Source organism: Streptomyces sp. NPDC048392, from assembly GCF_043200575.1.
Taxonomy (GTDB): Bacteria; Actinomycetota; Actinomycetes; order Streptomycetales; family Streptomycetaceae; genus Streptomyces.
In genome coordinates this window covers 330,724-351,152 of record NZ_JBICYB010000002.1, presented here as the reverse complement: position 1 = coordinate 351,152, position 20,429 = coordinate 330,724, and the positions used below count along the sequence as shown (strand labels likewise).

General features: G+C 72.5%; 17 protein-coding genes. 6 read left to right on the top strand and 11 right to left on the bottom strand.

Annotation, left to right across the window (positions count from 1 at the left end):
- Positions 1-37 precede the first annotated feature (37 nt).
- Positions 38-2,092 carry a protein kinase gene (locus tag ACGFYH_RS05575; RefSeq protein ID WP_393801818.1) on the bottom strand — a complete coding sequence of 685 codons (2,055 nt, stop codon included), beginning with the start codon at positions 2,090-2,092 and terminating at the stop codon, positions 38-40.
- A 148-nt stretch (positions 2,093-2,240) separates the two neighbouring features.
- On the bottom strand, positions 2,241-3,947 hold the full coding sequence (locus ACGFYH_RS05570) for a glycerol-3-phosphate dehydrogenase/oxidase (RefSeq protein WP_393801817.1): 1,707 nt from the start codon (positions 3,945-3,947) through the stop codon (positions 2,241-2,243).
- A 313-nt stretch (positions 3,948-4,260) separates the two neighbouring features.
- Here ACGFYH_RS05570 and ACGFYH_RS05565 point away from each other — a divergent pair, with 313 nt between their 5' ends.
- The gene (locus ACGFYH_RS05565; RefSeq protein ID WP_393801816.1) at positions 4,261-5,469 is read left to right on the top strand and encodes a nucleotide sugar dehydrogenase; all 1,209 of its coding nucleotides are present in this window, start codon (positions 4,261-4,263) and stop codon (positions 5,467-5,469) included.
- A 101-nt stretch (positions 5,470-5,570) separates the two neighbouring features.
- Here the strand turns inward: ACGFYH_RS05565 and ACGFYH_RS05560 are convergent, their stop codons facing one another.
- From ACGFYH_RS05560 to ACGFYH_RS05545, 4 genes are all read right to left on the bottom strand, one after another.
- Complete coding sequence (locus ACGFYH_RS05560) at positions 5,571-6,695, bottom strand: GuaB3 family IMP dehydrogenase-related protein (protein WP_393801815.1); 1,125 nt, start codon at positions 6,693-6,695, stop codon at positions 5,571-5,573.
- Positions 6,696-6,817: 122 nt separating this feature from the next.
- Complete coding sequence (gene guaB, locus ACGFYH_RS05555) at positions 6,818-8,323, bottom strand: IMP dehydrogenase (RefSeq protein ID WP_393801814.1); 1,506 nt, start codon at positions 8,321-8,323, stop codon at positions 6,818-6,820.
- A 151-nt stretch (positions 8,324-8,474) separates the two neighbouring features.
- Positions 8,475-9,062, bottom strand: coding sequence for a sigma-70 family RNA polymerase sigma factor (locus tag ACGFYH_RS05550; RefSeq protein ID WP_393801813.1), 588 nt, complete (start codon positions 9,060-9,062; stop codon positions 8,475-8,477).
- A 280-nt stretch (positions 9,063-9,342) separates the two neighbouring features.
- A complete protein-coding gene (locus tag ACGFYH_RS05545; protein WP_003948568.1) occupies positions 9,343-9,954 on the bottom strand; it encodes a response regulator transcription factor in 612 nt (203 codons plus the stop codon).
- A 391-nt stretch (positions 9,955-10,345) separates the two neighbouring features.
- Here ACGFYH_RS05545 and ACGFYH_RS05540 point away from each other — a divergent pair, with 391 nt between their 5' ends.
- The gene (locus ACGFYH_RS05540) at positions 10,346-10,684 is read left to right on the top strand and encodes a WhiB family transcriptional regulator (protein WP_393801812.1); all 339 of its coding nucleotides are present in this window, start codon (positions 10,346-10,348) and stop codon (positions 10,682-10,684) included.
- A gap of 78 nt (positions 10,685-10,762) precedes the next feature.
- On the opposite strand, the gene ACGFYH_RS05535 is transcribed toward ACGFYH_RS05540, so the two are convergent.
- On the bottom strand, positions 10,763-11,683 hold the full coding sequence (locus ACGFYH_RS05535) for a LysR family transcriptional regulator (protein ID WP_393801811.1): 921 nt from the start codon (positions 11,681-11,683) through the stop codon (positions 10,763-10,765).
- A 96-nt stretch (positions 11,684-11,779) separates the two neighbouring features.
- On the opposite strand from ACGFYH_RS05535, the gene ACGFYH_RS05530 reads away from it, so the two are divergent.
- The 3 genes from ACGFYH_RS05530 to ACGFYH_RS05520 all read left to right on the top strand — a co-directional run bounded on the left by ACGFYH_RS05530 (position 11,780) and on the right by ACGFYH_RS05520 (position 14,770).
- Positions 11,780-12,448 (top strand): MOSC domain-containing protein, encoded by a 669-nt coding sequence (locus tag ACGFYH_RS05530; protein ID WP_393801950.1) that lies wholly within the window; start codon positions 11,780-11,782, stop codon positions 12,446-12,448.
- Positions 12,449-12,489: 41 nt separating this feature from the next.
- Complete coding sequence (locus ACGFYH_RS05525; RefSeq protein ID WP_393801810.1) at positions 12,490-13,263, top strand: SDR family NAD(P)-dependent oxidoreductase; 774 nt, start codon at positions 12,490-12,492, stop codon at positions 13,261-13,263.
- 235 nt (positions 13,264-13,498) lie between these two features.
- Positions 13,499-14,770, top strand: a complete 1,272-nt coding sequence (locus ACGFYH_RS05520) for a hypothetical protein (RefSeq protein WP_393801809.1) — start codon at positions 13,499-13,501, stop codon at positions 14,768-14,770.
- A gap of 237 nt (positions 14,771-15,007) precedes the next feature.
- On the opposite strand, the gene groL is transcribed toward ACGFYH_RS05520, so the two are convergent.
- The 4 genes from groL to ACGFYH_RS05500 form a co-directional block, all read right to left on the bottom strand.
- Positions 15,008-16,633, bottom strand: coding sequence for a chaperonin GroEL (gene groL / locus ACGFYH_RS05515; protein ID WP_393801808.1), 1,626 nt, complete (start codon positions 16,631-16,633; stop codon positions 15,008-15,010).
- 133 nt (positions 16,634-16,766) lie between these two features.
- Positions 16,767-17,075, bottom strand: a complete 309-nt coding sequence (groES, locus tag ACGFYH_RS05510; protein ID WP_003974211.1) for a co-chaperone GroES — start codon at positions 17,073-17,075, stop codon at positions 16,767-16,769.
- Between the two features lie 376 nt (positions 17,076-17,451).
- Positions 17,452-18,195 (bottom strand): polysaccharide deacetylase family protein, encoded by a 744-nt coding sequence (locus ACGFYH_RS05505; protein ID WP_393801807.1) that lies wholly within the window; start codon positions 18,193-18,195, stop codon positions 17,452-17,454.
- The gene (locus ACGFYH_RS05500; RefSeq protein ID WP_393801806.1) at positions 18,192-19,148 is read right to left on the bottom strand and encodes a polysaccharide deacetylase family protein; all 957 of its coding nucleotides are present in this window, start codon (positions 19,146-19,148) and stop codon (positions 18,192-18,194) included. The genes ACGFYH_RS05505 and ACGFYH_RS05500 overlap by 4 nt, the downstream gene beginning before the upstream one ends.
- Here ACGFYH_RS05500 and ACGFYH_RS05495 point away from each other — a divergent pair.
- On the top strand, positions 19,131-20,420 hold the full coding sequence (locus tag ACGFYH_RS05495; protein WP_393801805.1) for a methyltransferase domain-containing protein: 1,290 nt from the start codon (positions 19,131-19,133) through the stop codon (positions 20,418-20,420). The two genes, ACGFYH_RS05500 and ACGFYH_RS05495, sit on opposite strands and share 18 nt — an antisense overlap.
- Positions 20,421-20,429: the final 9 nt, after the last annotated feature.

Sequence of the window (20,429 nt, the reverse complement as noted above, 5' to 3'; positions counted from 1 at the left end):
CCGGATATCGGGCGGCACAAACCCGGACCCCGCCCGCTCAGGACTTGGGTTCGAAGGTCTTCGACAGCGTCCGCCAGGTGTCCCGGCGCAGGTCGCTGCCCCAGTCGTCGGCCTTCGCGGTGTACATGAGCGCGTAACCCTGGTGGCCGTTGACGACGAACCCGCGGTCCACGGTGCGGTACTTGGTGCCGCCGTCGGTGTAGGTGAACTCCCAGTCGGCCGCGTTCCAGCCCCGGTAGCCCACCTTCTCTATGCGGATCTTCCGGTAGTTCGAGCGGACCATGTACCGCTCCTGGTTCTTCCAGTCGGCGACCGGGTCGCCCTTGGGCGTGGAGGTCCAGGCGACCAGCAGCTTCTGACCGCGGGGCCCGGTGAAGCGGTCGCCCGAGGAGCCCGTGGAGGCGTACTTCCAGCCCTCGGGCAGCCCGATGCGGTAGCCCTGGTCGCCCCGGTGGGTGGCGGCCACGTCCTCGTCGTCGGACTTCCCGGCGTCCTCCGACCCGCTCCCGGCCCCGCCGGACGCGCTCGCTCCGGCGTCCGGGGCGCCGGACGCGTCCCCGTCCGCCGCCGACTCGGAGGCGGAGCCGTCGGTACCGGTGCCGCCCCCCTCGTCCTGCCTGGTGTCGCCGCTGGGTCCGGCGGAGGCGACGGCCTTGCCGCCGCTGCCGCCCTCGGCGCCCTTGTCGTCGTCGCCACCGCCGAGCGTGAGGGCCAGTACGGTGCCGAGCACGGCGAGCGCCACGATCACCGCGATGATGATCAGCGTCCGGCGCGGCACCACGTCGGTGAGCGGCGCCCGGGGCGCGGACCGGGCCGGCAGGTCCGGCGGCGGTACGACGGGCCAGCCCGAACTCTGCGGACTGCCGGTGGTTTTCGGCCCACCGGCCCCAGGGACGGCACCAGTGGCTGCGCCGGCGCGCGTACCCGGTGGCGATCCCGCCCGTTGCTGCGGCGGCACGGGGGAGGCCGTCCCGGCGGCCCCGTGGACGGCGGTCGCACCCGCCGCTTCCGACGCCGCCCTGTCACCGTCGCCCGCCCGGGTCCGCGCGGCGTCTGCCGCACCGGCCCCGACGGCGGGCCTGCGCACGGAACGCAGCGCTCCGCGCAGCCGCTCGCCGACCTCCTCGGTCCGCTTGCCGCCGGTGCCCCGGGAGCCGTCGCGGCGCCTGCGCTCGTCCGGCTGCGGGGGCAGCGGCACGACCTTGGTGGCGTCGACCGGTTCGGTCCCGGCCTCCTTCTCCGGGGCGTGGACGACCTTGCTGAGCATCGCCCGGGCACCCGCGTCGTCGAGCCGCTGGGCGGGGTCCTTGGTGAGCAGGCCGTAGATGACGTCCCGCAGCGGGCCGGCGTTCTTCGGCTCCTCCAGGTTCTCCGTCATCACCGCGGTGAGCGTGGCGATCGCCGAGCCGCGGTCGTAGGGCGGGGTGCCCTCGACGGCGGCGTACAGCAGTCCGCCCAGCGACCACAGGTCGGCGGCCGGGCCCGGCTTGTGGCCGCGGGCGCGCTCCGGGGAGATGTAGGAGGGGGCGCCGACGAGCATGCCGGTGGAGGTGATCGAGGGGTCGCCCTCGACCTGGGCGATGCCGAAGTCGGTGAGCACGACCCGGCCGTCCTCGGCGATCAGTACGTTCGACGGCTTCACGTCGCGGTGCAGGATGCCCTGGCGGTGCGCGGAGCGCAGCACGTCCAGGACGGCGAGGCCGACCTCGGCGGCGCGCCTGGGCTCCAGCAGGCCGTCCTCACGGATGTGCTCGGCGAGCGACTTGCCCTCCACCAGCTCCATCACGATCCACGGCCGGTCGTCCTCCTCGACCACGTCGTAGACCGTGACGGCGCCGTTGTTGCGGATCCGCGCGATCGCCTTGGCCTCGCGCAGCGTGCGCGTGATCAGGCGCCGCTTCTCCTCCTCGTCGATGTTCCCCGGGAACCGCAGCTCCTTGACGGCGACCGTGCGTCCCAGGGTCTCGTCCTCGGCCCGCCACACCGTCCCCATGCCGCCGCGGCCGAGCACGTCTCCCAGCCGGTACCGCCCGGCGAGGAGACGTGCGCTCTTGTCCGTACGGGATGTCCCCGCCCGCTCCGCCTCCGACATGCGTCCCCTCATGCAACCCGCCCTGACAGAGCCTTCATTGTCCCTCACCCGACAAGTGCTCGACGCCCAGGGTGCCACGGGGGCCCACCGGACCCGGGTGCGGGCGGCGGGGCGGCCGGACCTCCCGTCACACCCGCCCCGAGGGCCCCTACCGCGCCGCGGTGTCCGGCGCTCCCAGCCGGGCCGCGTCGGCCGTCAGGTCGTCCGGCTGACGCTGCGACTCCCGCTCGGCCTCGACCCTCTTCTCGTAGTGCTCGACCTCCCGTTCGACCTGGCCCTTGTCCCAGCCGAGCACCGGCGCCATCAACTCGGCGGCCTCCCGGGCGCTGCGCGTTCCCCGGTCGAAGGTCTCGATGGAGATGCGGGTGCGCCGGGTCAGTACGTCGTCCAGGTGCCGCGCGCCCTCGTGCGAGGCGGCGTAGACGACCTCGGCGCGCAGGTAGTCGTCGGCGCCGCCGAGGGGATCGCCCAGCGAGGGGTCGGCGGCGACGAGTTCGAGCAGCTCCTCCGCGAGCGCGCCGTACCGGTTCAGCAGGTGCTCCACGCGCACCACGTGCAGTCCGGTGCGCGCGGCGATCCGCGCCCGCGCGTTCCACAGCGCGTGGTAGCCCTCGGCGCCGAGCAGCGGCGTCTCCTCGGTGACGCAGTCGGCGACCCGCAGGTCGAGCCCGTGCACCGCCTCGTCCACGGCGTCCTTGGCCATCACCCGGTACGTCGTGTACTTGCCGCCCGCCACGACGACGAGGCCGGGCACCGGGTGCGCGACGGTGTGCTCGCGCGACAGCTTGCTGGTGGCGTCCGACTCGCCGGCCAGCAGCGGGCGCAGGCCCGCGTACACGCCCTCGACGTCGTCGCGCGTGAGCGGCACCGACAGCACCGAGTTGACGTGCTCGAGCAGGTAGTCGATGTCGGCGCTGGAGGCGGCCGGGTGGGCCTTGTCGAGGTCCCAGTCGGTGTCCGTGGTGCCGATGATCCAGTGCCGGCCCCAGGGGATGACGAACAGCACCGACTTCTCGGTGCGCAGGATCAGACCGGTGCCGGAGTGGATGCGGTCCTTGGGCACGACCAGGTGGATGCCCTTGGACGCCCGGACGTGGAACTGGCCGCGCTCGCCCACCAGCGCCTGGGTGTCGTCGGTCCACACTCCGGTCGCGTTCACGACCTGCTTGGCGCGGACCTCGTACTCCCCGCCCGCCTCGACGTCCCGCACCCGCGCGCCGACCACTCGTTCACCCTCGCGCAGGAAGGAGGTGACCCGTGCGCGGTTGGCGGCCTGGGCGCCGTACGCCGCCGCGGTGCGCACCAGCGTCGCCACGAACCGGGCGTCGTCCATCTGGGCGTCGTAGTACTGCAGCGCGCCGACGAGCGCGTCCTTCTTGAGCGCGGGTGCGACGCGCAGGGCGTGACGGCGGCTCAGGTGCCGGTGCATGGGCAGGCCCCGGCCGTGGCCGCGGGCCATGGACATGGCGTCGTAGAGCGCGACGCCCGAGCCCGCGTACAGCCGCTCCCAGCCCTTGTGCTGCAGCGGGTACAGGAACGGCACCGGCTTCACGAGATGCGGTGCGAGCCGTTCCAGGAGCAGCCCGCGCTCCTTCAGCGCCTCCCGTACGAGCACGAAGTCGAGCATCTCCAGATAGCGCAGGCCGCCGTGGATCAGCTTGCTGGACCTGCTGGAAGTGCCCGACGCCCAGTCCCGTGCCTCGACCAGGCCGGTCGACAGGCCGCGCGTCACGGCGTCGAGCGCGGTGCCCGCGCCGACCACGCCGGCGCCCACCACCAGTACGTCGAGCTCGCGCTCGGCCATGGCCGCGAGCGACTCGGCGCGCTGCGCCGGCCCCAGGGTCGCTGTCCTCACTGCTGCCTCCCGCTGTCGGTAGCGTCGGCCGCACCCGTCGGGCGAGCCCGTCTCCTGGTACCCACCATGCCCAGATTCCGACCGGCCCGCCCGCCGTCGGCCGCCGCGCGGGCCGGCCTGTGAACCCCTTCTCCGCGACTTGCCCGCGGCCGCCCGGCAGCCGGCCGCCGGCATTCGACACTCACCGAGACTCGGCGGATCAATCCCGCATATCGGTCATATTTACTCCTAGTCTGACGTTGTGCTCGCCCATCCTGTCCACCGGGTTTGCACACCTGCCCCGCTTCGGTTACTGGGAAGGACGGCCCACGCCATGCCCGCAGATCTCGGCGTCATCGGACTCGGCCCGTACGGCCTGCCCCTGGCCCAGGCCGCCGTCGCCGCAGGCATCCCCACCCTCGGCTACCGCACCGGCCCGGAGGCCGATCCGCTCACCCCCGCCGAGGTGCGCCGGATGCTCGCGACGGGCTTCCGCACCCCGGCGGGACCGGCCGAGCTGGGGCGCGTGCGCACCGCCGTCATCTGCGCCCCGACCCCGCCGGGCGCGGACGGCGGCCTCGACCTCACCCAGGTGGAGGCGGCGGCCCGCACCCTGGCCGCCCACATGCGCCCGCACACCACCGTCATCCTGGAGTCGCCGGTGCGGCCCGGGACGACGGAGCGGTTCCTGTGCCCGATCCTGGAGCAGGGCTCCGGGCTGCGCGCCGGCCGCGACTTCCACCTCGCCTACTCCCCCAGTCGCGTCGACCCCGGCAACCGCGACCACACCCCGGCCAACACCCCCAAGGTCATCGGCGGCCTCACCCCGGCCTGCACCGAGTCGGCCGCCGCCTTCTACAGCCGCCTCACCGACAAGGTGGTCCGCGCGCGCGGCCCCCGCGAGGCGGAGACGGTGCAGCTCCTGGAGACCAACTTCCGGCACGTCAACATCGCCCTCGTCAACGAGATGGCCGTCCTCTGCGACGACCTCGGCGTCGACCTGTGGGACGTCCTGCGCTGTGCGGAGACCAAGCCGTTCGGCTTCCAGGCCTTCCGCCCGGGACCCGGCGTGGGCGGCCACTCCGTCCCCCAGGACCTGACCGGCCAGGCCCCGCACAGCCTGCGCATGGTGGAGCTGGCCCAGCAGGTCAACTCCCAGATGCCCCGTTACGTCGTCCAGCGCGCCGCCGCCCTCCTCAACGAGCACGGCAAGTCCGCGCGCGGCGCCCGCGTCCTCCTCCTCGGCGTCACCTACAAGGCCGACCTCGCCGACCAGCAGGCCAGCCCGGCCGAGGAGATCGCGACCCGCCTGATGTCGATGGGCGCCGCCGTCAGCTACCACGACCCCCACGTCCCGTCCTGGAACGTCGCCGACCGCCCCGTCCCCCGCGCCGACTCCCTCTACGAGACCGCCGCCGACGCCGACCTCACGATCCTCCTCCAGCAGCACCGCACGTACGACCTCCAGGGCCTGTCGGTCAAGGCCCAGCTGCTCCTGGACACGCGCGGGGCCACGCCCACGGGGGCGGCGCACCGGCTCTGAGCGGGACGGGGCCGGGCACGCGAAGGGCCCGGAGCGCAGTGGACGCTGTTGACCCACAGCGTCCGGAGTGCTCCGGGCCCTTCGGTACGCCGGCCGAGGGGTTACCGCCGGTGCTGCGAGTCCGCCACCGTCACCTCGACGCGCTGGAACTCCTTCAGCTCGCTGTACCCGGTCGTGGCCATCGCCCGGCGCAGCGCCCCGAAGAAGTTCATCGAGCCGTCGGGGATGCGGGCCGGGCCGGTCAGGACCTCCTCGATGGTGCCGACCGTGCCGAGGTCGACCTTCTTGCCGCGCGGCAGCTCCTCGTTGACGGCCTCCATGCCCCAGTGGTTGCCCTTGCCGGGCGCGTCGGTCGCGCGGGCCAGCGGGGAGCCCATCATCACGGAGTCCGCGCCGCAGGCGATCGCCTTGGGCAGGTCGCCGGACCAGCCGACGCCGCCGTCGGCGATGACGTGCACGTACCGGCCGCCGGACTCGTCCATGTAGTCCCGGCGGGCCGCCGCCACGTCGGCCACCGCCGTCGCCATGGGCACCTGGATGCCCAGCACGTTGCGCGTGGTGTGGGCGGCGCCGCCGCCGAAGCCGACGAGGACGCCCGCGGCGCCGGTCCGCATCAGGTGCAGGGCGGCGGTGTAGGTGGCACAGCCGCCGACGATCACCGGGACGTCGAGCTCGTAGATGAACTGCTTCAGGTTCAGCGGCTCGTGCGAGCCGGAGACGTGCTCCGCCGAGACCGTGGTGCCGCGGATGACGAAGATGTCGACGCCCGCGTCCACGACGGCCTTGGAGAACTGGGCGGTGCGCTGCGGGGAGAGCGCGGCGGCGGTGACCACGCCGGAGTCGCGCACCTCCTTGATGCGCTGCCCGATCAGCTCCTCCCTGACGGGGGCCGCGTAGATCTCCTGGAGGCGGCGGGTCGCGTTGTCCGTGTCCAGCCCGGCGATCTCGTCGAGCAGCGGCTGCGGGTCCTCGTGCCGGGTCCAGAGCCCTTCCAGGTTCAGGACGCCGAGGCCGCCCAGCTCGCCGATGCGGATCGCGGTGGCCGGGGAGACGACCGAGTCCATGGGAGCGGCCAGGAACGGCAGCTCGAAGCGGTAGGCGTCGATCTGCCAGGCGATCGAGACCTCCTTCGGGTCCCGCGTACGGCGGCTGGGGACGACGGCGATGTCGTCGAAGGCGTACGCCCGGCGGCCGCGCTTGCCGCGCCCGATCTCGATCTCAGTCACGTCTGTGGCCTTTCCCTGATGCGTTGCAGCGCCTTCCAGTATCCCCGACGGAGGGGCGGGGCACTGCTGAGGGCGGCCCCGGACGGTCCGGGGCCGCCCTCGGGAGGCTGCTGCCCGCTTGCTTACTTGCTGCGGCTGTAGTTCGGCGCCTCGACCGTCATCTGGATGTCGTGCGGGTGGCTCTCCTTGAGACCCGCGGAGGTGATCCGCACGAAGCGGCCCTTGGACTCCATCTCCTCGATGGTGGCGGCGCCCACGTACCCCATGGTCTGCCGCAGACCGCCGACGAGCTGGTGCAGGACGTTGGCCAGTGGGCCCCGGTAGGGGACCTGTCCCTCGATGCCCTCGGGCACGAGCTTGTCGTCGGAGGTGACCTCGGCCTGGAAGTAGCGGTCCTTGGAGTACGACCTGCCCTGGCCGCGGGACTGCATGGCGCCCAGCGAACCCATGCCGCGGTACGACTTGAACTGCTTGCCGTTGATGAACTGCAGCTCACCCGGCGACTCCTCGCAGCCCGCGAGCAGGCTGCCCAGCATCACGGTGTCGGCGCCGGCGGCCAGCGCCTTGCCGATGTCACCGGAGTACTGCAGTCCGCCGTCGCCGATCAGGGGCACACCGGCGGCCCGGGCGGCGAGGGAGGCCTCGTAGATCGCGGTGACCTGCGGGACGCCGATGCCGGCGACCACGCGGGTGGTGCAGATGGAGCCGGGGCCCACCCCCACCTTGATCCCGTCGACACCGGCGTCGACCAGGGCCTGGGCACCGTCACGGGTGGCGACGTTGCCGCCGACGACGTCGACGCCGACGCTGGACTTGATCTTCGACATCCAGCTGAGGGCGTTGCTGTTGTGGCCGTGCGAGGTGTCGACGACCAGGAAGTCCACTCCGGCCTCGGCGAGGGCCTGGGCGCGGTCGAGCGCCTCGGGGCTGGCCCCCACGGCGGCACCGACGAGCAGGCGGCCCCTCGCGTCCTTCGCGGCGTGGGGGTACTGCTCGGCCTTCACGAAGTCCTTGACCGTGATCAGGCCCTTGAGGACGCCGTCGCCGTCGACCAGCGGCAGCTTCTCGATCTTGTGGCGGCGCAGCAGCTCCATGGCCTCCACACCGGAGATGCCGACCTGGCCGGTGACCAGCGGCATCGGCGTCATGACCTCGCGCACCCGCCGGGAACGCTCGGTCTCGAAGGCCATGTCGCGGTTGGTGACGATGCCCAGCAGCCTGCCCGCGCCGTCGGTGACCGGGACACCGCTGATGCGGAACTTGGCGCACAGCGCGTCGGCGTCGGCGAGGGTGGCGTCCGGGTGGATGGTGATGGGGTTGGCCACCATGCCGGACTCGGAACGCTTCACCAGGTCGACCTGGTTGGCCTGGTCCTCGATGGACAGATTGCGGTGCAGGACGCCGACGCCGCCCTGCCGGGCCATGGAGATGGCCATCCGGGACTCGGTCACCTTGTCCATCGCCGCGGAGAGCAGCGGGATGTTGACCCGCACGTTGCGGGAGATGCGGGACGAGGTGTCGACCGCGTTCGGAAGCACCGCGGAGGCGCCCGGCAGCAGCAGCACGTCGTCGTAGGTCAGCCCGAGTGTCGCGAATTTCTCGGGCACTCCGTCGACGTTTGCAGTCATGACACCTTCCCCAAATGGCCTTGATCGGTGCGGATGTCCATGCTAACGGGAAGTGGACGTGGGTCATTCCACGATCAGGAGCGCGTGCGACGTTCGTAGTTTCGTACGAGGTATTGCGGAAAGCGGTCGCGCCGCCCGTCCACCGCGCGGACTACTGCTCCGCCAGCGCCCGCAGCCGGCTCAGCGCCCGGTGCTGTGCGACCCGCACGGCTCCTGGTGACATTCCCAACATCTGCCCGGTCTCCTCGGCCGTCAGCCCGACCGCGATACGCAGCAGGAGCAGCTCGCGCTGGTTCTCGGGCAGGTTGGCCAGCAGTTTCTTGGCCCAGGCTGCGTCGCTGTTGAGCAGCGCGCGCTCCTCCGGGCCCAGCGAGTCGTCGGGCCGCTCGGGCATCTCGTCGGACGGGACGGCCGTCGAACCGGGGTGCCGCATCGCCGAGCGCTGCAGGTCGGCGACCTTGTGGGCGGCGATGGCGAAGACGAACGCCTCGAAGGGACGCCCGGTGTCCTTGTAGCGGGGCAGCGCGAGCAGTACCGCGACGCAGACCTCCTGGGCGAGGTCCTCGACGAAGTGCCGGGCGTCGCCGGGCAGGCGGGACAGCCGCGTGCGGCAGTAGCGCAGCGCCAGAGGGTGGACATGGGCGAGCAGGTCGTGCGTGGCCTGCTCGTCCCCGTCGACGGCGCGGTGGACGAGCCCACCGACCGTCCCCTGGTTCGGGGGCGCCTCGTCGTCACGCATCGGTCCATGGTGCCTTGCGGCCGTCCGATCCGTGGCTCCGTGCCCCTTGTTGTGCACCGAAGCGTTATGAGCAGGTGCGCCGGAACTCATCCCCTGCGCCCTCCCCTTCCGCTCGACCGACTCGTCCCCGAGGAACTCCACACCTCAAGGATGCGTCATCCGCGGCGAAACGAGCAGCGGGCACCCGGCGGGTCGCCTTGTCACCCCCGCTCACCTCGCGATAAGCGGGGATCAGCGCGTCCCCGACGGGCCCTTCGGGCCTCCACCGCACGGGGTGCTCCTAGCGGACCAGGCCCCACCGGAAGCCGAGCGCCACCGCGTGCGCCCGGTCCGAGGCGCCGAGCTTCTTGAAGAGCCGACGGGCGTGGGTCTTGACGGTGTCCTCGGAGAGGAACAGCTCGCGGCCGATCTCCGCGTTGGAGCGGCCGTGGCTCATGCCTTCCAGGACCTGGATCTCCCGCGCGGTGAGCGTGGGCGCGGCGCCCATCTCGGCCGATCGCAGCCGGCGCGGGGCGAGCCGCCAGGTCGGGTCGGCGAGGGCCTGCGTCACGGTGGCGCGCAGCTCGGCGCGCGAGGCGTCCTTGTGCAGATAGCCACGGGCGCCGGCGGCGACCGCGAGGGCCACGCCGTCCAGGTCCTCGGCGACGGTGAGCATGATGATGCGCGCGCCGGGGTCGGCGGACAGCAGCCGCCGGACGGTCTCGACGCCGCCCAGACCGGGCATGCGCACGTCCATCAGAATCAGATCCGAGCGGTCGGCGCCCCAGCGGCGGAGGACTTCCTCGCCGTTGGCGGCCGTCGTCACGCGCTCGACGCCGGGCACGGTCGCGACGGCGCGGCGGAGCGCCTCTCGGGCAAGCGGGGAGTCGTCGCAGACGAGAACGGAAGTCATGGCCGTCCTCCGCAGCTGATGCGCGTCACGTTGAGCCTCCAGGCTGGTACGAAATCGTCACCTGTGCGGTCGACCGTCCCGGACGCCCGCCCGAGCACTTGTTCCTTCAACCGCCTCCGCACTCTCAACGATGGTCACTCGAAAGAGTTACGGGGCTGTGTGTCGTCTTCGGCACTCTACGTGAGGGGGCGGCCACGCAGCAGACATGCGCGTCGGACCCGCCCCGTTTCCTCACACGCGGTGCCCCATTCAGCCGCTTTTCTTCCACTTCGCTGGTGTCTGCGACTAGATTCGCAATGAGTCATATTTTCATCTCCTTAGATCGTAGTTGTACGGTCGGGGATGCTGGAGGTCCCCACATCTACCCATATCGGCATCAAGGGGTCACGCAATGGCAGATTTCTCCCGCCTTCCCGGACCGAACGCGGACCTGTGGGACTGGCAGCTCCTGGCTGCGTGCCGTGGGGTGGACAGCTCGCTCTTCTTCCATCCGGAGGGCGAACGCGGTGCGGCGCGGAGCGCTCGTGAGAACTCGGCCAAGGAGGTCTGCATGAGGTGCCCGGTCCGCGCCGAATGCGCGGCGCACGCACTGGCGGTGCGTGAGCCGTACGGCGTGTGGGGCGGGCTGACCGAGGACGAGCGCGAGGAGCTCATGGGACGGGCCCGCAACCGCCTGGTGGCGGCGACGGCATCGGCGCCGGTCGGCGGAGAGGCGGCGGCGCCTCACTGAAGGAACGTTTCTCTGGAGGACCTTGCCGGGTGGACCACCGCACACGGACGGCCGCTCACGCCGCCACGGTGTGCGCCCTCAGCGCGCCGCCGACTGTCGCCCGCCCGCCCGGGCCAGCTCGTTCAGGGTCGCCGTCACCGCAGGCACCTGGGCCAGGTCGGGCAGGGTGAGCGCGACGATCTCCCGCCGCACGGCCGGCTCCAGCGTGACCGTGCGCACGCCCCGGGGCCGTACGGAGTCGAGGGCGAGCTGGGGCAGGACGGCCACGCCCAGGCCGGCTCCGACCAGGCCGGCCACCGCCGGGTAGTCGTCGGTCGCGAAGTCGATGCGGGGCTTGAATCCGGCGCCCTCGCAGACCTCGACCAGCTGGCCGCGGCAGCGCGGGCAGCCCGCGATCCAGGACTCGCGGGCCAGCTCCCCGATGCCCACCGGACCGGCGGCCTCCGTGCGGGCGAGCCGGTGGCCCTCGGGGACCAGCGCCACGAGCCGGTCGGTCAGCAGCGGCCGTACGACCAGGTCGTCCCACTCCTCCGCGCCGGCCGCGCCCTCGTAGCGGAAGGCGAGCGCCACGTCGCAGTCGCCCTCGCGCAGCAGCTCCACGGATCTCGGCGGCTCCGCCTCCTCCAGGGAGACCCGGGTGCCGGGGTGCGCGGCGCGCAGCGCGGCCAGCGCGGTCGGTACGAGGGTGGAGCTGCCGCTGGGGAAGGAGACCAGCCGGACCCGCCCGGCGCGCAGCCCGGCGATCGCGGCGACCTCCTCCTCGGCCGCCGTGAGCCCGGCGATGATCCCGGCGGCGTGCCGCACCAGCGCCTCACCGGCCTGGGTCAGCCGCATCTCGCGTCCGGTGCGCACCAGCAGGGGTGTGCCGACGGAGGACTCCAGAGCTTTCATCTGCTGGCTGACGGCGGGCTGGGTGCAGCCCAGCTCGCGCCCCGCGGCGGAGAAGGAACCGGTCGATGCCACGGCGCGCAGCACGCGGAGATGACGAGCCTCGATCACACCGCCGAGGATAAGCGACTCTTTGGCCGGACGCCGAATACCGCGTCGACGCTTTGACAATCGGTGTCCTACGGTTCCTCCATGAACCTTTCCGCCATGAGGCTCCTGTCCGTCAACCTGGGCCGCGCGAAGGCGGTGCCTTACACGGACCAGCCCGAGGGCGTCACCGGCATCGACAAGCGGCCGGCCGACGGACCCGTGCGGGTGGCGGCGCCCGGGGCCAAGGGGTCCGGGGCGAGCGGACTGGCCGGCGACACCGTCTGCGACACCCGCCACCACGGCGGCGACGACCAGGCGGTGTACGCGATGGCGCGCGAGGACATGGACGACTGGGAACGCGAACTGGGCCGTCCGCTGCCGAACGGCTCGTTCGGCGAGAACCTCACCACCACGGGCCTGGACCTCTCCGGCGCCCTCATCGGCGAACGCTGGCGGGTCGGTCCCGGGCCGCTGCTCGAGGTGACGTCCGGGCGCATCCCCTGCCGCACCTTCCAGGGCCACCTGGGTGAGCAGCGCTGGATGAAGCGCTTCATGGAGAAGGGCGCGCCGGGCGCGTACTTCCGCGTGCTGGAGCCCGGGGAGATACGGGCGGGCGACGCGGTGCGGATCGTGCACCGGCCCGACCACGAGGTGACGGTGGCCCTGCAGTTCCGCGCGGTGACGACCCAGCGCGAGCTGCTCCCCCGGCTGCTCGCGGCGGGCGGGGCGCTGCACCCGGAGGCGTTGGCGTCCGCGCGGAAGTACGTGGCGCAGTACGGCGGCTGAGCCAAGCGGACCTACTTGCTCCGGACCCATAACCTTGCGCCATGACAACGGCATTGATTACGGGATCGACGGCGGGCCTCGGGGCCGCGTTCGCGCGCCGGCTGGCGGCCGACGGCCATGACCTGGTGCTGGTGGCCCGCGACACCGAGCGGCTGCGCGAACAGGCCACCGAACTGCACGACCGGCACGGCATCGAGGCGGAGGTGCTGACGGCGGACCTGTCGACGGACGCCGGCATCGACGCGGTGGCCGCCCGGCTGGGTGCGCGCAGGAACCCCGTCGACCTGCTGGTCAACAACGCCGGGTTCGGCAGCAAGGGCCGTTTCCTCGAGGTCCCCATGGCCGACGAGCTGACCATGCTCAAGGTGCACTGCGAGGCGGTGCTCCGGCTGACCTCGGCCGGGGTGGAGGCGATGCGGGAGCGGGGCCGCGGCGGCGTCGTCAACGTGGCCTCGGTCGCCGCCTTCGTCCCGCGCGGCACCTACGGCGCCTCCAAGGCGTGGGTCGTGCAGTTCACCCAGGGTGTGGCGAGGGATCTGGCGGGCAGCGGCGTACGCCTGATGGCCCTGGCCCCCGGCTTCGTGCGCACGGAGTTCCACGAGCGGGCCGGCATGGGCACGGACAGCATCCCGAACTGGATGTGGCTCGACGCGGACAACGTCGTCGCGGCGGCCCTCGCCGACCTGTCCCGGGGCAAGTCCCTGTCGATCCCCGACCCGCGCTACAAGACGCTGATGGGCGCGGCGAAGCTGGTGCCGCGGGGACTGCTGGGCGGGATCACTTCGCGGACGGGGCGGAAGTACGGGCCGCGGTAGGGGGGCACGCGCCGCATCCCTTCCCGCATCGCGGTGGCGGACTCGCTGCCGCGTCCGCTCCGGCTCCGGCTCCGGCTCCGGCTCCGGCTCCGGCTCCGGCCAAGGATCGTCACCCGAACGTGTGGTCTACCCCCGTCCGTGCCTCACGTCGTGTGCGGGGGCGACGTAGCGTCAGGTGGCTGCGCCCGCAGCGTTGCGGGAGGTCGCAGGTCGGCAAGGGAGAGGGCGGCATCGGGTGAGTGCGGGCACGGGTGACCGGGGCGAGCTGTTCGTCGACGGCACCGACCGGAGGAGGCGTACGGACAGGGTGACGGAGGACGGGACGCGGCACGCGGTTGCCGTCGGGGCGGACCGGAGGCCCGCGGGCGGCGGCGCGGCGCCGATGTTCTCCGACGGCGGCCCAACGCCCTCCCCCTGCCCCGCCCCCTCTTCTTCTCCCTCCGCCGCGTCCGGCACCCCGTCTCCCGGCACCGGTCCCACACGGTTGCCCCAGGCCCGCAGCGCCGCGCCGCGTGGAGCGTCGTCCCGGCGCGAGAAGAAGCCGTGGGGGAAGATCGCGCAGCGGATCGTGCCGTACGACCTGCGGCCCGATGTCCTGCGGCTGGAGCTCATCGACCTCGGAGACGCGTTCCGCGCGTATCAGCGGCGGCCCGAACCCGACCTCGCAGTCCTCGCCGAACTCCACGACCGCAAGGCCCGCGCCTTCGCCGTGTGGGCCACCGTCACCGGCGACGCGTCCCTGCGCGAGGAGGCGGAGCGGGCGGAGGCGGCCGCGCGGACCACCCGCGAGATGAACGCGAACCGTCTCGGCGTCGCGGTGGACGGAAGCGGGCCGGTGGTCCAGCGGTTGCTGACCCGGACTCAGGCCGCCCAGGCGCGTGGCGTGCTGGACCACGTCCGGGTCCACGCCCCGCTCCCCGGGGCCGAGGCGCGGCTGGCGGTGCTCATGCTCACCCTGCGGGCCGCGCGGGCCGGCACCGGGAACGTCACCGGGCAGGATCTCAACGGCTGGCTGCCGGGCGACGCCGAGCGGGTGCTTGAGCAACTCGTCGACGTCGGCTGGCTGCGGCTGCCGGAGACGGTCACCGTCGCGGAGGCGCTGGCCTCCCGGCCCGAGGAGCCCACCCAGGTCACCGTCCCCTCTCTGCTGGCCTTGGGGCCCCGCCCGTTCTCCTTCGGCAAGGTCACCCGTGCGAGGCTCTCGGGGTGGGCGCAGAAGGCGGTGGGCGACCGGAAGCTCCGCAAGAGGAAGTCGGCCGCCGCCACCCGGCTCCTCGCCGTGTACACCGCCGCCCACAGCCGTCCGGACGGCCGTCTCGCGAGCGCCTCGGACGACGGTCTCGACCTGGACGCGGCCGCATCGTTCTGCGCCCTGCGGCCCGAGGACGTGACCGGGCACGCCGGATCGCTGGTCACCGCCGACTGGCTCGCGGAGGGCGACACCGCCGGGGGAAGGCTGCGCGGGCGGCTCGCCGAGCGTGTCCTGCCGCTGAGCGGGCTGCTGTGACACCGGGTGCTGTGGCACCGGATGCTGTGACACCGGGTGCGCAGACGCGCACCGCAGGAGACGCGGGGCCGTAGCGACGGGCGGCTCCGCGAGCGGGCGCGGGCGCGGGCGGGCCTCCACAACGGTGCCGTACCCGGCAGTGGACCCGGCGGGGCGGACGCGGACCCGGTGCCCGGAGACGCCCGGTGCCCGGCACCCCCGAGGGGGTACCGGGCACCGTTCAGCTCAGCGCAGCGCTCAGTGGGAGTGGCCGTGGCTGTGGCCACCGGCGGCCGGCTCCTCCTCTTCCTTCTTCTCGACGACCAGGGTCTCGGTCGTCAGGAGGAGGGAGGCGATGGAGGCGGCGTTCTCCAGGGCGGAGCGGGTGACCTTCACCGGGTCGATGACGCCGGCCTTGACCAGGTCGCCGTACTCGCCGGTGGCGGCGTTGAAGCCCTGGCCCTTGTCCAGCTCGGCGACCTTGGAGGTGATGACGTAACCCTCCAGGCCGGCGTTCTCGGCGATCCAGCGCAGCGGCTCGACGGCGGCACGGCGGACGACCGCGACACCGGTGGCCTCGTCGCCGGTCTTGCCGAGGTTGCCCTCGAGGACCTTGACGGCGTGGACCAGCGCGGAGCCACCACCGGAGACGATGCCCTCCTCGACCGCGGCGCGGGTCGCGGAGATGGCGTCCTCCAGACGGTGCTTGCGCTCCTTCAGCTCCACCTCGGTGGCGGCGCCGACCTTGATCACGCACACGCCGCCGGCCAGCTTCGCGAGGCGCTCCTGGAGCTTCTCGCGGTCCCAGTCGGAGTCCGTGCTCTCGATCTCGGCCTTGATCTGGGCGATGCGGCCCTGGACCTCGTCACGCTTGCCGGCACCGTCGACGATCGTGGTGTCGTCCTTGGTGACGGTGATGCGGCGGGCGGTGCCGAGCACGTCGAGACCGACCTGGTCGAGCTTGAGGCCGACCTCCTCGGAGATGACCGTGGCGCCGGTGAGGACGGCCATGTCCTGCAGCATCGCCTTGCGGCGGTCGCCGAAGCCGGGGGCCTTGACGGCCACCGCGTTGAAGGTGCCGCGGATCTTGTTGACGACGAGGGTGGAGAGCGCCTCGCCCTCCAGGTCCTCGGCGATGATCAGCAGCGGCTTGGAGGCGTTGGCCTGGATGACCTTCTCCAGCAGCGGCAGCAGGTCCGCGATGGAGGAGATCTTGCCCTGGTTGATCAGGACGTACGGGTCGTCGAGGACGGCCTCCATGCGCTCCTGGTCCGTCACGAAGTACGGCGACAGGTAGCCCTTGTCGAAGGCCATGCCCTCGGTGAAGTCCAGCTCCAGACCGAAGGTGTTGGACTCCTCGACGGTGATGACACCGTCCTTGCCGACCTTGTCCATCGCCTCGGCGATCAGCTCGCCGACCTGCTGGTCCTGGGCGGACAGACCGGCGACGGCGGCGATGTCGGACTTCTCGTCGATCGGGCGGGCGGTGGCGAGGAGTTCCTCGGACACGGCCGCGACGGCCGCGTCGATGCCCTTCTTCAGCAGCGCCGGGGAGGCACCGGCGGCGACGTTCTTCAGGCCCTCGCGGACGAGTGCCTGGGCGAGCACGGTGGCGGTGGTGGTGCCGTCACCCGCGATGTCGTTGGTCTTGGTCGCCACCTCCTTCACCAGCTGGGCGCCGAGGTTCTCGTACGGGTCCTCGACCTCGACCTCGCGGGCGATGGTGACGCCGTCGTTGGTGATGGTGGGGGCGCCGAACTTCTTGTCGATGACGACGTTGCGGCCCTTGGGGCCGATCGTCACCTTCACGGTGTCTGCGAGCTTGTTGACGCCGCGCTCGAGGGCGCGACGGGCGTCCTCGTCGAACTTCAGGATCTTCGCCATGGGAGCGTGAGCCCTCTTCCGGAAATCTTGGGGTTATACGGCACTGCGCCCCCGGCGCCCGGCTTCTTGGTGGTAGCGGGAGTCAGGGGCGCAGCAGAAAAGCAAGGTGCTTCGGTGAAGTGAGGTGCTACTTCTACTTCTCGACGATCGCGAGCACGTCGCGGGCCGAGAGGACGAGGTACTCCTCGCCGTTGTACTTCACTTCGGTGCCGCCGTACTTGCTGTAGAGCACGACGTCGCCGACGCTGACGTCGAGCGGAAGACGGTTGCCGTCCTCGAACCGGCCCGGGCCCACGGCCAGGACGACGCCCTCCTGGGGCTTCTCCTTGGCGGTGTCCGGAATGACCAGGCCTGAGGCCGTGGTCTGCTCGGCGTCGAGCGGCTGGACCACGATGCGGTCCTCGAGCGGCTTGATGGCAACCTTGGAGCTGGTGGTCGTCACGATCCGACCTCCCCCTTCGGAGATCTCACGGGGTTAACTGTCTGAGGTGGCGACCAGGTCGATCCGTCGTCGCGGGTGCCGGACCTGCCCGTCGCGTTGTTGGCACTCTCCGGTGGGGAGTGCCAGAGCCGAGACTATGACTGCGATTAGCACTCGGTCAAGCTGAGTGCCAATGCCGACGGCGCGTCGGCGGGATTTCCCGTGCTCACGCCTCCTCGAAACGCACTCGCCGCGGGTGCGCGCGTCGCGGGAACCGCCGCCCCCGGGCCCCGCTTCCGGCCTGAGCGGCCTCGCCCTCAGACGCCGGGCGGCCGAGGTACCCGCCGACGCCGAGAGGTCAGACCCACCAGCGGCGTCACCGCGAGCATCATCGCTGTCAGAGGTAGTCCTCCAGGCGGGCCGCCCTCAGCCCCTGCTCCTCGATCGTCCTCAGCAAACGTTTTGTGCGGGACCGCAGGTGCGCGGCCGTCGGGTGGTCCGGGCCGACGGCCACGATGTCGCCGGGGTGGAGGCGGTGGTCGCCGCGGCTGAAGGTGAGGGTGCCGCCGGTGTCGAGGGTGGCGCGCCACAGGACGAGGGCGGTGATGCCGCAGTCGGCGGCGGCACGCAGGGTGGTGGTGTCGTACGTGCCGTGCGGCGGCCGGAAGAGGCGGGGGCGGACACCGAAGCGGGACCTGAGCTTGGCCTGCTGACCGCAGATCTCGGCGCGCTGGCCGGGGTAGGGCAGGCCGCGCAGGGTGCGGTGGTCGAGGGTGTGGTTCTGCAGGCTCGCGCCGACCGACCGCAGCCGGGCGAAGTCGCCGTACGCCGGTCCGGCGACGGTGTCGGTGAGGAACAGGGTGACCGGGAGCCGCCGTTCGCGGATCAGGTCGGCGAGGCCGGGGTCGCGCTCGGCGCTGTCGTCGTAGGTGAGGAAGACGACCCGGTCGGTGGTGCGGACGTGGTCCACGACGGGCGGCAGGGCCCTCCCCTGGTCGCTGCGCCCGTCGCCGCCCCGGGCGGGGTCCCCGGCGACCGCCGCGTGTTCGGCGGGGGCGGCGAACTCGGCGCAGCCGGCGAGCAGGAGGGCGGCCAGGGCGGCCAGGGCGGTGCCGGCCGGACGGAACCGCCCTCGCCTCACAGGTAGTCCTCCAGGCGGGCCACCGCGTACCCCTCGGCGGTGATCCGGTTCAGGAAGCGGCGGACCATGTCGGTCATCGTGCCGTCCCAGTCGTCCGTGCCCCGGAAGTGGGTGAGGACGATGTCGCCGGGGTGCAGGTCCTGGTCCCACTCGCGGTACTCCCAGTGGTCGACGTACACCTCCTCGCTCCAGATCGGCGCGTACTCGATACCGCAGGACTTCGCGGCGCGCAGGGTGTCGCGGTTGTAGTTGCCGAAGGGCGGGCGGAAGAGGACGGGGCGCTTGCCGTAGTGCTTCTCCATCACGTCCTGCATGCCGCAGATCTCCCGCTTCTGCTCCTCGTAGGAGAGCGCCGGGAGGTAGGGGTGGCTCAGGGTGTGGTTGTTGAGGGTGATCCCGCGGGCCTGCATCCTCTCGAAGTAGCCGTAGTCGTCCTTGATCTCCTTGTCGGTGAGGAAGACCGTGTAGGGGACCTTCAGCTCACTCATCATCCTCAGGAAGGCCGGGTCCTTCTCGGCGCCGTCGTCGATGGTGAGGAAGACGATCTTCTCCTTGGTGGGGACCGTGGTGAAGACCGGCGGGAGGCCCTCCTGCTCCTGGCCGTCCACCTCGAAGCCCTCGCGGGCCTTGATCTCCGGCTTCTTCGCGGGGGGCGCGGGCGCCGCCAGCGGGACCTTCCTGAGGTTCCAGCGCTTGGCGGCGGCGGCCCGGGCGGCCTGGGCTGCGCGCAGCTTGGACGCGTAGCCGTCGAGGGCGCGGGCCGGGGGCGCCTGGAGGGGCTGCCGGCCGGAGGCGCCCCGCGCTTCGCCGGCGTCGTCGTGCGCACAGCCGGCGGCGAGGCCGGCGACGGCGAGGACGGCGGTGGCGATCGCTCCGCGCCTGCGGAGAACGGGACGAGAGGCCCGGGACACGCGCGACGCCCGACTTTTGTCATTTTGTACGACTTCTCGCATGGTGCCGGATCCTCGCAGTCCCCGGCCGCCGGAACCGGCCCGACACCGCGCCGGAGGCACAGCGTCCACCGACTGGCCCACAATGAGGCGGTGAACGACCTGGACTCCCTCCTCGCCCTGCTCACCGACGAAGGCCGCGCGCTCCTCGACGAGGTGCGCGACACCGACCCGGAGCGGGAGTTGGCGGTCGCCACCCGGCTGCGGCGCACGCACCCCGTCGAGCTGGTGTCGGCGGCGCTCGGGCAGGCGCGGCTGCGGCAGCGGGCGGTGGCGAAGTTCGGGGCCGAGGACGCCGGGCGGATGTTCTTCACACCCGACGGGGTCGAGCAGTCGACGCGGGCGAGCGTGGCGGCGTACCGGGCCGGGCGGTTCGCGGCGCTGGGCGTCACCTCCGTCGCCGACCTGTGCTGCGGGATCGGGGGCGACGCGATCGCGCTGGCCCGCGCCGGGATCCGGGTGCTGGCCGTCGACCGCGACCCGGCGACGGCCGCGGCCGCCCGCGCCAACGCCGACGCGCTGGGGCTCGGTGACCTGGTCGAGGTGCGCGAGGCGGATGTCACGGAGGTGGACACGGACGGGTACGACGCCGTGTTCGTCGATCCCGCGCGGCGGGGCGGGCGCGGCAGGATCTTCGACCCCGAGGCGTACTCGCCGCCGCTGTCCTGGGCCGTCCGGGCGGCCCGTGCGGCGTCCCGCGCCGCCGCGCTGAAGGTCGCGCCGGGCATTCCGCACGAGGCGGTGCCCGAGGACGCCGGGGCCGAGTGGATCTCCGACGGCGGGGACGTGAAGGAGGCCGTGCTGTGGTTCGGCACCGGTGCCGCGCCGGGGGCGGTGCGGGCCACGCTGCTGCCCGGCCCCCGCACCCTGCCCGGCACCGGCCTGCCCGACCCGGAGGTCCGCACGCCCGGCCGGTACCTGTACGAGCCGGACGGCGCCGTCATCCGGGCCCACCTGGTCGCCGAGGTCGCCGGACAGGTCGGCGGCGGGCTGCTCGACGCGACCATCGCGTACGTCACCGCGGACGAGCTGCTGCCGACGCCGTACGCCACGGCGTACGAGATCACCGACCGGATGCCCTTCAACGTCAAGAAGCTGAGGGCGCTGCTGCGGGAGCGCGGGGTCGGCACGCTGACGGTGAAGAAGCGGGGCTCGGCGGTCGGGCCGGAGGAACTGCGCGGGAAGGTCAGGCCGCAGGGGCCGCACGCGGCCACCGTCTTCCTGACCCGGGTCGCGGGGGCGCCGACGATGCTGATCGGGCACCCGGCGCGTTAGGGGGTGCCG